Below are 12023 nucleotides of genomic sequence, written 5' to 3'. Positions count from 1 at the left end.
ACCTATCAGAATATGGTGCTGGTTTATTAGCGCTGAGTTTGTGGGGATCCCTCAGGGCAATGCCCGCTCTTTTTTTAACGGCTTCGCCGTCAGATAAAATGCAACGAAATCCAGTACAGCACGCCGGAGAGCGCAATTGAGGCCGGCAGGGTGAAGACCCAGGCCATCAGAATGCTTTTCACCGTACGGCTCTGCAATCCGCCACCGTCAACCAGCATGGTCCCGGCTACGGACGACGACAGCACGTGCGTCGTGGACACCGGCATACCGGTATAACTCGCCACCCCGATAGAAATCGCCGCAGTCATCTGCGCCGACATCCCCTGAGCGTAAGTCATGCCTTTCTTACCGATTTTTTCACCGATGGTGGTGGCAACGCGACGCCAGCCAATCATGGTGCCGATACCCAATGCCAGCGCCACCGCCATAATGATCCACACCGGTGCGTATTCGATAGTGTAGAGCAGGTCGGCTTTGAGCTCTTTCAGGTAACGTTTGTCATCTTTAGAGGTTTCCGGCAGGCCAGCCACTTTATCTGCGGTATCAGAGATACACAGCAGCATACGGCGCATGTGGCTGCGCTCGTCAATGCTCAGCTTGTCGTAGCTCTCAAGGCCGGTCAGCATGGTTTTAGCACGTTGCAGGGCCAGCATGGCGCGGTTGGCGTCACAGTGGAATTCCTGCGGTTGGCTTTTCACCTCTTCCGGCGTCGGGATGACGGGATTCATATCAATCACGTGCTTGATCGCGTCGCCGTGCTGCTGGAAATAGCTTTCAACGTGGTTGATGGCATCACGGGTGCGGGTGATGTCGTAGCCAGAGGCATTCATGTTTACCACGAATCCCGCCGGGGCCACGCCAATCAGTACCAGCATGATCAAGCCGATGCCTTTCTGGCCGTCGTTAGCGCCGTGAGAGAAGCTCACGCCAATGGCTGAGAGGATCAGCGCGATACGGGTCCAGAACGGGGGTTTTTTCTTGCCGTCTTTTTTCTCACGCTCGGCAGGCGTCAGGTGGATACGGGCGCGTTTTTTAGTGCCGCTCCAGTAGCGACGCAGCAAAAACACCAGGCCGCCTGCGAACACCAGACCGACGATAGGAGAAATAATCAGGGAACCGAAAATGTTGATCACTTTCGGGATGTTTAACGCGTCCACAACGGATGTGCCGGTCATCAGGGCGTTGGTTAAACCAATACCGATAATCGCGCCAATCAGGGTGTGGGAGCTGGATGCCGGCAGACCCAAATACCAGGTGCCGAGGTTCCAGATGATCGCCGCCAGCAACATAGAGAACACCATGGCCAGGCCATGTGCGGAACCTACATTAAGCAACAGATCGGTGGGAAGCATATGAACAATGGCATAGGCTACGCTTAACCCGCCCAGCAGTACGCCGAGGAAGTTAAACACCGCTGCCATGACAACAGCCAGTTGCGAACGCATCGCTCGCGTATAGATTACGGTTGCAACTGCGTTCGCTGTGTCATGAAAGCCGTTAATGGCTTCATAAAACAGGACAAAGCCCAGAGCAAGCAAAAGCAAAAGACCGGTATGAAGATCCAGGCCGGCAAATAAATGTAGCATAGACGTTACGCCATCTTGAGGACATGAACGCGCCGCATTATCAGGGACTTTCGCGGCAGGGGCAAAGTGAAATATAGACTTTTTTTGATACTACGTCGCTTAACGTCATCAATTGAAAAGATTTACCCTTTATAAAACAATTGGCTGCATTCTTGCAGGGGCTTATCGCTGGTGCGACCAGCTAAGAAACTTTACAATTCGCAGCCTCACTATCAGGGGAGCAGGGTGTGGAACAGTTTGATGCAGTGATTGTCGGCGCAGGCGCGGCGGGTTTATTTTGCGCGGCTCAGGCCGGGCAGGCGGGGTTACGGGTGTTGCTTATCGACAACGGTAAAAAGCCGGGCCGTAAGATCCTGATGTCCGGTGGCGGGCGCTGCAACTTCACCAATCTGTATGTCGAACCTGCGGCTTACCTGAGCGCCAACCCCCATTTCTGCAAATCCGCCCTGGCGCGTTATACCCAGTGGGATTTTATCGATCTGGTGGGTAAACACGGTATCGCCTGGCATGAGAAAACCCTCGGTCAGCTGTTTTGCGACGACTCTGCGCAGCAGATCGTCGATATGCTGGTGGCGGAGTGCGAGAAGGGCAACGTTACAATGCGCCTGCGCAGCGAAGTGCTGAGCATCGAGCGCGACGAGCAGGGCTACACGCTGGCGCTCAACGGCAACAGCGTGCAGACGCCGAAACTGGTTATTGCCAGCGGCGGGCTCTCCATGCCGGGACTGGGCGCGTCGCCGTTTGGCTATAAAGTGGCGGAACAGTTCGGCCTGAAGGTATTGCCGACCCGCGCCGGGCTGGTGCCGTTTACCCTACATAAACCGCTGCTGGAGGTGCTACAGGTACTGTCCGGCGTCTCCGTGCCGTCTGTCGTCAGTGCGCAGGATGGCACCGTGTTTCGCGAAAACGTGCTGTTCACCCATCGCGGGCTTTCCGGTCCGGCTATTCTGCAAATTTCCAGCTACTGGCAGCCGGGTGAAAAGGTCACGATTAATCTGCTGCCTGATGGCGATTTGAATGGGTTTCTTGATGAGCAGCGCAATGCCCATCCGAACCAAAGCCTGAAAAACACCCTGGCGATGCAGCTACCGAAGCGGCTGATTGAAATTCTCCAGCAGATGGAGCAAATCCCCGACTGTACGCTGAAGCAGCTCAATGCACGCCAGCAGGACGCCTTAGTCGAACTCCTCACCGCCTGGCAGGTGCAGCCGAACGGCACCGAAGGCTATCGCACCGCCGAAGTGACCCTGGGCGGAGTGGATACCCACGCGCTGTCGTCACGTACCCTGGAAGCTCGCGATGTGCCGGGGCTCTATTTCATCGGCGAAGTGGTAGATGTCACCGGCTGGCTCGGCGGCTATAACTTCCAGTGGGCCTGGGCGTCGGCATGGGCCTGCGCCCAGGCGTTAAGCGAGTAGCGCTACCCCGCCAGAGGCAGCGAAAACCGAAAGCAGGCACCGGGCGTTTTATCGGTTAGCTGGATATCGCAGCGATGGAGCTGAAGCATCCGGTGGACAATCATCAGACCCAGGCCGCCGCGATCCTGGCGGGACTGTTCGCTGCTCAGTGCTGAAGGCCGGACAAACAGCTGCGCCTGTAAGGGTTCGGGAACGCCTTCGCCGTTGTCCTCTACTTCCACGACTATCTGGTCGCGGGCATTCCATAAACGAAGCGTGACTTCGCCGCCCGCTGGCGTATGCCGCAGCGCGTTATCCAGCAGGTTCGTGAAGACGCGCTCAATCATCGAAACATCGGCGTTAACGGTGGGCAGCTTAGGCGGCACATCGAGGCGCAGCGTTATCTGGCGCGTCTGGGCCATCAGCTCGAATTTTTGCATCACATCCTGCGCCAGCTCTGCTGCCGAGAACGGCTCCAGTTGCGGTTTAATGCCGCCATGCTCCAGCCGCGCCAGTTCGAAAAGCTGTTGGGAAAGGCGGCGCACTTTGTTGCCCTGGCGCAGCGCAATTTGTAACCAGGTACGGGCTTCGTCTTCAGTCAGCGATCCGGCTTTCAGGGACAGTGTTTCCAGATAACCCAATAAAGAGGTGAGCGGGGTGCGTAAGTCATGGGAGATATTGGCGATAAACTCGCGCCGCTGGCTATCACTGTTCGCCAACTGGTCCCACTGGCTGGAAATCTGGCGCGACAGTTCAATGAATGTATTGCGCAGCAGGATAAGCTCGTTGCCCTGTTCCCGCTGCGGGTCGAGTTTCGCGATAGCTTTTATGGCGCTGATGGAGTCCTGTTCCAGCGTGCGCACCAATTGAGTCAGTTGGCGCACCGGGCGCGTTACCCACAGGTACACCAGCGTACCCGCCAGTAGCCCCAGCGCCGTGACCAGAATGATTGTCCATACGATGACCTGCCACAGCGTGTGGTTCCAGGCTTGCTGCGCCAGGCTGTTGAGTTTTTCGCCCTGCAAGATGATGTATAAATAGCCGACGGTACGCCCGTTGTGCTGAATGGGTGCGACGCTAAAGACTTTTTTTCGATCGCTGCTGCGCGGATCGTCACCGTAAAGCGGCAAATCCTGTCCGTCGATAAACGCGTGTAACGGTTTTATATCAACCGACTGGCGTTTAATGTGACCAGCAGGAGCGGCATCGGCGACTAGCTGCCCGTCGGTAGAAAGTAAGTAGAGTTCCACGCTGGGATTCAGCGTCATTAACCGGTCGAATAGCCCTTTCAGACCCTCACGGTTAATCTCGCCCCGATCATCCATCAGTTTTTCGCGGGCAACGATTTGGCTGGCTAAATTAGCAGAGAGCTGCTGCACCATGGTGTTGCCATACTGGGTATTGCTGCGTAACTGCATCCAGCAAATCATCATGGCGCACAGCAATAATAGCGTGGTGAAAATCAGCGTCAGGCGCTGGCTGAGGCTGAGGTTACGCATCGTCACTTCCCTGCGGGCCGGCGGTGGTAAATTTATACCCTTTGCCCCACACGGTAAGAATGTATTCGGGTTCGGAAGGATCGCGTTCGATTTTGATGCGTAGCCGGTTAATATGGGTATTAACCGTATGCTCGTAGCCGTCGTGCTGATATCCCCACACCTGCTCAAGTAAATTCAGTCTCGAAAACACCGTGCCGGGATGACGGGCCAGGAAATACAGCAGATCGAATTCGCGCGGCGTTAATTCAATACCTTTGCCGTGTAGGTTTACGGCGCGTGCCAGCGGGTCGATGATTAATCCATGTAAGGAGAGCGTACCGGCATCAAGCCGCAAATTCATCGCCATCGCTTCCTGGCGACGCAACAGCGCTTTGACCCGCGCCACCAGTTCCAGTACGGAAAAAGGTTTTGCCAGGTAGTCATCGGCCCCCATTTCCAGGCCCGATACCCGGTGCATTTCGCTGGTCCGCGCGCTGATAATAATGACGGGCAGGTAACGCGTCATCATGCGGATGCGGCGGCAAATCTCCAGCCCGTCCACCTCCGGTAACATCAGATCGAGGATCACCACATCCCATGCGTGCTGCTCGAGCCGCTCAAGGGCGCGCCCGCCGTGGCTTTCATGGGTAATCAGGTAGCCCTCGTCGCGTAAATTCAACTGGAGCAACTGCGCGATATCTTCATCATCTTCTATCAGCAGAATGCGCTTTGCTTTATCCATTGTTCGCTCCTGTACGCCTTCACTCTCGAAAAGCATACACAGTAAGCCACGGGCGAGTTATCACATTTTGTTTATTTTCAGCGTAAATAATCGTTAAGGGTAAAGAGGATATTATCCCGCTGAATAGTGAAGAGATAACAAGAGGTATATATTTCTATATGGATTATTAGTGTGCAAATAAAACGAATGTTAATAAGAGAAAGCCTTTGCGTTATTTCAATAAATAGTAGTTGTTAGCTAAAACAACATAGAATTAATTAAACGCGAGAAGATTAACGCGAGGTAAACAAAATCGCCATAAATGCCGACTTTATAAAATGTTGATAATTCTACGTGGTTAAGCGAAATGATGGGCTTTGCAGAGGCGTATCGGATCGTTATGCCGGGTGTTACAACTTAATTCAGAATAATGCTCCATAAGAAATGAATCAGTGTTTCAATTTTCATCAAGTTGAGTAAAATATATTTTCTTATTTTTACTTTTTAAAAAAGTCCTCTCCCGATTTGGGAGAGGTTGTTAAGCTCGTTACTACAAAGGTTATTATTATGTTTAAGAAGAATTATATCATTCCTCTTTCAATATTTATTGCGCTTTCATGCGGAAGTGTGAACGCTGCCGATAAAAGCACGGCATTTAATGATGCGGTAGCGAATTTAGCAGGTGCGCAATCATTCCAGGATGCGGCGCAACGTAATTATAAAGCTCAACTCAGTGCTGTTCATCAGGCGCAAGCGGCTGAAAAGGACGCACTCAATAATTTTAATATCCCTAACAATGATCGCCAAATCAGTGGATTAGCCCTGACTCAGGCAGAACAAGACGTAATGGCTGCGCGGAAAGCGGCAAACATTGCGCGTAGTGATATGCGATTTGCAGCGGATATGGTTGCCAAAACCCAGCAGCAGGTCAATGGCACCAATTACCGTACCCAGATCCGTGCACAGCAGGCGGCTAATATTGGTCCCACGCCGCAAACCCAGCAAGTACCGACAATTGATGCCACGGCGTACCGCAACCTGATCGCCCAGCAGCAGGCTGCGCTGATGGGGCCGACTGCAAAGCCGCAAAACCCGAATGTACCTACTATCGATCCCGCTGCTTACCGTAATGCTATCGCCCAGCAGCAGGCTACGCTAATGGGGCCGTCTGCACCTCAAACTAACAGCGACATTAAACAGGCGGCGGATAATATTCCGGCTAATACCCCGGTAAGCGTCACGATAGGGGATCAAACCTATCAAACCACCGCAGGTGAAATCGCTAAAGTCAATCCGCAGGCGCAAATCAGCGTGCCGTTCGTCAGCGCGTTTGTTACCTCAACGCGTAGAGGGAATAATAACGGCACAGGCAATAACGGCATGCGTGCCGGCCACGAAGGCCGTGGTGCGGAGAACGCCCATTCCCATGCGTTCGGCGGCCACGGTTACGGCAGCGACAACAGCCGTTCAGAAGGTTTTGGCGGTCACTCCCATTTCCATTAATTCTGGAAAAATGCCATAAAAAAACGGCGCCTTAATCAAGGCGCCGTTTTGTTTTGAAGCCCGCTCGTTACTCCTGAGCGTCTTCCGCTTTCTGAACTTTGCGATACCAGCGCGGGTGGTGTTTAGCCGCCCAGCGACGGCTGACTTTCCCTTCGATCATGCCTTTAATCGATCCTTTGACCCAGAACGCCATATACATATGGATCAGGATCGCATGGATCAGCACGATGGCCGCCAGCGCGTGAACCAGCAGGCTCCAGCGCACGATCCACATCGGGAAGAAGTGCGTGAAGTACGGACGCCAGATAATAATGCCGGTCACCAGTAGCACGAAAATCATGCTCATGATGCTCCAGAACATCATTTTCTGCCCGGCGTTGTATTTACCCACATCCGCCACATGGTGTTCGTTGCCTTTCAGCACTTCCACAATGTTCTTCAGCCAGGGTAAATCCTGCTTATCCGGGATGTTATGTTTGACGAAGCGAACGAACATAAACATCAGCGCGAAGAAGATCAGCACGCCGAAGAAGGGGTGCAGAATCCGCCCCATCTGCGGAGTCCCGAAGGTTTGGGTCAGCCATTGCAAGGTCGGGAAAAACAGCGCGATACCCGATAACGACACCAGGAAAAAGCAGATCACCACTGTCCAGTGACACGCCCGGTCAATAAAGCTGGTCCGAACGATCATCTTACTTTTCTTAGTCATGGTGCTCCTCCTCTTCGTCGTCATCGACTTCCTTGTTCGGACCGACGCCCACATAGTGGAAAATCAGACCGGCGAAGGTCGCGATAAAGCCCGCGGCGGAGAGCGGTTTGAGGATCCCTTTCCACAGGCTGATCGGCGTATCGATTTGCGGATCTTTCGGCAGGCCGTGATACAGCTCCGGCTGGTCGTTGTGGTGCAGCACGTAAATGACGTGCGTGCCGCCAACGCCCGCCGGGTCGTAGATCCCCGCATGCTGGTAGCCGCGTTTTTTCAGTTTCTCCACGCGCTCGCTTGCCACTTCCAGCATCTCTTTCTTGGTGCCGAAGTGGATCGCACCCGTCGGGCAGGTTTTCACGCACGCGGGCTCCTGGCCCACGCTCACCCGGTCGACGCACAGGGTGCATTTGTACACCCGGTTGTCTTGCGGATTGAGGCGCGGCACGTTGAACGGGCAGCCCGCGATGCAGTAACCGCAACCGATGCAGTGTTCCGACTGAAAATCGACGATACCGTTGGCGTACTGAATAATGGCACCCGCCGACGGGCACGCTTTCAGGCAGCCCGGATCTTCGCAGTGCATACAGCCGTCTTTACGGATCAACCACTCCAGCTTGCCGTTGGCGCGGGTTTCGCTAAAGCGCATCACCGTCCAGGCTTTGGCGGTTAAATCCGTCGGGTTGTCGTAGACCCCCACGCAGTGACCGACCTCTGCGCGGATGTCGTTCCACTCCGAGCACGCCACCTGGCAGGCTTTACAGCCGATACAGGTGGACACATCGATAAGCTTCGCGACCTCTTCCTTAAAGTCACGCGCCTGAGGCGGCGGGGTCATTCCGTTGGTGGCGGAACGTTTAATAATGTCCTGAGATTGCATTGACATGAGTTCGCCCCTTACGCCTTCTCAATGTTAACCAGGAACGCCTTGTACTCCGGCGTCTGTGAGTTAGCATCACCGACCGGCGGCGTCAGGGTGTTTGCCAGGTAGCCCTTACGCGCGGTGCCTTCAAAGCCCCAGTGCAGCGGGATACCCACGGTTTCAACCTGCTTGCCGTCCACGTTCAGAACCTGCAGACGCGGCGTCACTACCGCAACGGCACGAATAAACCCGCGCTTGCTGCTGACTTTCACCGTGTCGCCGTTAGCGATGCCTTTCGCTTTCGCGAGGGTTTCGCTGATTTCCACGAACTGCTCCGGCTGGGCGATAGCGTTGAGCAACGCATGCTTGGTCCAGGTGTGGAAATGTTCGGTTAAACGGTACGTGGTGCCCACATACGGGAACTCGCTGCGATCGCCGATACGTTTGGCATCTTCCGGCAACAAACGCGCCGCCGGGTTGGAGACCACGTTCGGGTGCAGCGGGTTGGTGCCAATCGGCGTTTCAACCGGCTCGTAGTGTTCCGGGAACGGGCCCTCCGCCATTTTGTCGATGGCGAACAAACGGCCCAGCCCTTCCGGCTGCATGATAAACGGACCGGTGCCGCTGCCTGGCGCGGCGGTGTTGTAGTCCGGGATGTCATTCCCGACCCACTTGCTGCCGTTCCATTTAATCAGCATGCGTTTGCTGTCCCACGGATTACCCATCGGGTCGGCGGACGCGCGGTTGTAAATGATGCGGCGGTTCAACGGCCACGCCCATGCCCAACCCAGTGTATTGCCCAGACCGGACGGATCGCTGTTGTCGCGGTTCGCCATCTGGTTGCCTTTCTCGGTCCAGCTCCCGGCGTAAATCCAGCAGGAAGACGCGGTGGTGCCGTCGTCGCGCATCAGTGCAAACGAACTCAGCAGCTCGCCTTTCTTCGCCAGCAGGTTGCCGTTCGGATCGTAAAGGTCCGCCAGCGCCACGCCGTTGTTTTCTTTGGCGACTTCCGCCGATTCCGGGTGATCCGGGCGTTTGTACGTCCAGCTCATCTTCAGCAGCGGCTCCACGCCTTTGCCGCCTTCGCTGCGGTACATCTCGCGCAGGCGATGGTACAGGCCCGCGAGGATCTCGCCGTCGTTCATCGCTTCGCCAGGGGCGTCCGCCGCTTTCCAGTGCCACTGCAACCAGCGGCCGGAGTTGGCGATGGAACCGTCCTCTTCCGCGAAACAGGTCGACGGCAGACGGAACACCTCGGTCTGAATGCTCGCCGGATCGACGTCGTTCATATCGCCGTGGTTCTGCCAGAAATTACTGGTTTCCGTGACCAGCGGGTCAATGATGATCAGGTATTTCAGCTTGCTGAGACGGCTGACGATCTTGTTTTTATCCGGCAGGGACGCCACCGGGTTAAAGCCCTGGCAGATGTAACCGTTCACTTCGCCGCGATCCATCATGTCGAAGTACTTCATGGCGTCGTAAACCTGGTCCCACTTCGGCAACCAGTTGTAACCCCATTGGTTTTCTTTCTGCGCCTCATCGCCGTAGAACGACTTCATCAGGCTGACAAAGAACTTGGGATAGTTGCTCCAGTAGTTCACCTGATTCGGCAGCGTCGCCACCGGCGTATTGGCCTTCAGATAGCTTTCCAGATCGGCTTGTTTCTCCGACGGCAGCGTCAGGTAACCCGGCAGGCTGGTGGACAGCAGGCCGAGGTCGGTCAGTCCCTGAATGTTGGAGTGACCGCGCAGGGCGTTCACGCCGCCGCCTGCCATACCCATGTTGCCGAGCAGCAACTGGATCATCGCCATGGTGCGGATGTTTTGCGCGCCGACGGTGTGCTGCGTCCAGCCCAGGGCATACAGGAACGTGGTGGTACGGTCCGGGGCGCTGGTGGAAGCCAGCACTTCACACACTTTCAGGAAGTCTGCTTTCGGTGTGCCGCAGATGTTCTCAACCATGTCCGGCGTATAGCGGGAAACGTGCGTTTTCAGCAGGTTCCAGACGCAGCGCGGGTGGGTGAGCGTCTCATCACGCATGGCGTAGCCGTTTTCGTCGAACTGATAATTCCAGGTGGTTTTATCGTAGCGGCGTTTTTCCGCGTCATAGCCGCTGAACAGACCATCCTCAAAGGAATAGTCTTCACGCACCAGCAGGTTAGCGTTGGTATAGTGCTTAACGTATTCGGCGTTAATTTTGTTGTTTTCAATCAGGTACAGCAAAACCCCTGACAGAAACGTAATGTCAGTACCGGAACGAATAGGGACGTAGAGATCCGCAACCGATGCCGTGCGCGTAAAGCGCGGATCGACCACAATCAGCGTAGCGTCATTTTTATTCTTCGCTTCCATCGCCCAGCGGAAACCCACCGGATGCGCTTCAGCGGCGTTACCGCCCATCACCATCACGACGTTGGCGTTTTTGATATCAACCCAGTGGTTGGTCATCGCACCGCGACCAAATGTTGGAGCAAGACTTGCTACCGTTGGTCCATGTCAGACGCGCGCCTGGTTATCTACCGCCACCATCCCTAAGGAACGTGCGAATTTTTGGGTCAGCATCCCGGTTTCGTTGCTGGCGGCAGACGCGCACAGCATACCGGTAGACACCCAGCGGTTCACCGTGGTGCCCGCCGCGTTTTGCTCGATAAAGTTAGCGTCGCGGTCCTCTTTCATCAGCCGCGTGATGCGGTTGAAGGCGTCGTCCCAGCTAATACGCTGCCATTTATCCGAGCCCGGCGCCCGGTATTCCGGGTAGCGCAGACGGCCTTCGCTGTGGACATAATCCAGCAAGCCTGCGCCTTTCGGGCACAGCGCGCCGCGGCTTACCGGATGGTCCGGGTCCCCTTCGACGTGGAACAGCGCGGATTTGGCGTTTAATGAGCCGTCGCCGAGGCTGTACATCAATAATCCGCAGCCAACGGAACAATAGGTACAGGTATTGCGGGTTTCGGTAGAGCGCAACAATTTATAGTCGCGAATACCCGCCAGTGCCGTTTTGGGCGCAAATCCCAGAGCGGCAACGGTGGTACCTGCCAGGCCACCGGCGCAAATCCGGAAAAATTGCCTGCGATTCACATCCATTGTTTACCCCATGTGATGGTGAATAATTTTGTTTTGAACCTCATTCCTTAACCAGAAACAGAAGTTATTTTTCTCTTCTTCTTTATTGGTAAAGAGTGATGCCAGTTAAATAATCCTGCCGCTAACTAAAATTAATTACTCATTAATGGTTAGTTATTGGCCGGAGAAACTTCCCGGGTGTTGGGTGTAGGAAAAGCACCACATTGCAGAAATTGCCGTGCGAAAATTATCACAGACAAAAAGGTCTATTTTTGTTCAAGGTCAATTTGTAGGGTGAGTGTTATCGAGGGGTGGGCGTTTTGTGATCTCAAATAGTGTTGTTAAAACGGTTTAAATTTTGAGCATGGGCTAAAAATGGCGCAGTACAAGGGTTTAAAAGGCGCAAGTGAAAATTAAATGGCACTAATATCATGAAAATTATGCACTTTAAGCTAAATCTTTAAGGTTATTTTTTAACGGTAAAGCGGCAAGCGTTGGCGCGCAGAAAAATATACTTAAAAGGGAGTATTTTTGATGGGTAAATTATTCATCCGTTTTGCTTTTTTAATTGGCGGCGAATTGTTAAATATTCAGCGGCACCGCTGTTATTTGAAAAAATAAACGCGTCTTTTACCCATGATAATGCCGCAACGAATCACTGTTTATTCTGAAAATAGCACCCTGTAAACGATCAATATGACTCGATTCAGC

General features: G+C 54.3%; 8 protein-coding genes. 2 read left to right on the top strand and 6 right to left on the bottom strand.

What is annotated here, in order from left to right:
• Positions 1–89: 89 nt before the first annotated feature.
• Positions 90–1586: an inorganic phosphate transporter PitA gene (gene pitA / locus RT120_RS09405; RefSeq protein ID WP_312982071.1), complete on the bottom strand. Its 1497-nt coding sequence runs from the start codon at positions 1584–1586 to the stop codon at positions 90–92.
• Positions 1587–1813: 227 nt separating this feature from the next.
• On the opposite strand from pitA, the gene RT120_RS09400 reads away from it, so the two are divergent.
• Complete coding sequence (locus RT120_RS09400) at positions 1814–3004, top strand: NAD(P)/FAD-dependent oxidoreductase (protein WP_312982070.1); 1191 nt, start codon at positions 1814–1816, stop codon at positions 3002–3004.
• A 2-nt stretch (positions 3005–3006) separates the two neighbouring features.
• Here RT120_RS09400 and RT120_RS09395 read toward each other — a convergent pair whose 3' ends face one another.
• Positions 3007–4482, bottom strand: a complete 1476-nt coding sequence (locus RT120_RS09395) for an ATP-binding protein (protein WP_312982068.1) — start codon at positions 4480–4482, stop codon at positions 3007–3009.
• Positions 4475–5203 carry a response regulator transcription factor gene (locus RT120_RS09390; RefSeq protein WP_312982066.1) on the bottom strand — a complete coding sequence of 243 codons (729 nt, stop codon included), beginning with the start codon at positions 5201–5203 and terminating at the stop codon, positions 4475–4477. The genes RT120_RS09395 and RT120_RS09390 overlap by 8 nt, the downstream gene beginning before the upstream one ends.
• Positions 5204–6028: 825 nt before the next feature.
• Between RT120_RS09390 and RT120_RS09385 the strand changes: the two genes are divergently transcribed.
• Positions 6029–6685, top strand: a complete 657-nt coding sequence (locus RT120_RS09385) for a hypothetical protein (RefSeq protein ID WP_312982065.1) — start codon at positions 6029–6031, stop codon at positions 6683–6685.
• 67 nt (positions 6686–6752) lie between these two features.
• On the opposite strand, the gene fdnI is transcribed toward RT120_RS09385, so the two are convergent.
• The 3 genes from fdnI to fdnG are packed head-to-tail and all read right to left on the bottom strand — an operon-like array spanning position 6753 to position 11333.
• Positions 6753–7394, bottom strand: a complete 642-nt coding sequence (fdnI, locus tag RT120_RS09380) for a formate dehydrogenase-N subunit gamma (protein ID WP_312982064.1) — start codon at positions 7392–7394, stop codon at positions 6753–6755.
• A complete protein-coding gene (gene fdxH / locus RT120_RS09375) occupies positions 7387–8274 on the bottom strand; it encodes a formate dehydrogenase subunit beta (RefSeq protein ID WP_312982063.1) in 888 nt (295 codons plus the stop codon). The genes fdnI and fdxH overlap by 8 nt, the downstream gene beginning before the upstream one ends.
• Before the next feature lie 11 nt (positions 8275–8285).
• Positions 8286–11333 (bottom strand): formate dehydrogenase-N subunit alpha, encoded by a 3048-nt coding sequence (fdnG, locus tag RT120_RS09370; protein WP_312982062.1) that lies wholly within the window; start codon positions 11331–11333, stop codon positions 8286–8288.
• Positions 11334–12023 lie beyond the last annotated feature (690 nt).

The organism is Atlantibacter sp., from assembly GCF_032062175.1.
GTDB lineage: Bacteria > Pseudomonadota > Gammaproteobacteria > Enterobacterales > Enterobacteriaceae > Atlantibacter.
Note: the sequence above shows the minus strand (reverse complement) of the source record. Positions and strands in the feature narration are given on the sequence as shown.

Bases quoted from the DNA above. Each gene is read 5' to 3' on its own strand.
- RT120_RS09395 (WP_312982068.1), bottom strand. From the start codon at position 4,482: ATGCGTAACCTCAGCCTCAGCCAGCGCCTGACGCTGATTTTCACCACG.
- fdxH (WP_312982063.1), bottom strand. From the start codon at position 8,274: ATGTCAATGCAATCTCAGGACATTATTAAACGTTCCGCCACCAACGGA.
- RT120_RS09390 (WP_312982066.1), bottom strand. From the start codon at position 5,203: ATGGATAAAGCAAAGCGCATTCTGCTGATAGAAGATGATGAAGATATC.
- fdnI (WP_312982064.1), bottom strand. From the start codon at position 7,394: ATGACTAAGAAAAGTAAGATGATCGTTCGGACCAGCTTTATTGACCGG.
- RT120_RS09385 (WP_312982065.1), top strand. From the start codon at position 6,029: ATGGCTGCGCGGAAAGCGGCAAACATTGCGCGTAGTGATATGCGATTT.
- pitA (WP_312982071.1), bottom strand. From the start codon at position 1,586: ATGCTACATTTATTTGCCGGCCTGGATCTTCATACCGGTCTTTTGCTT.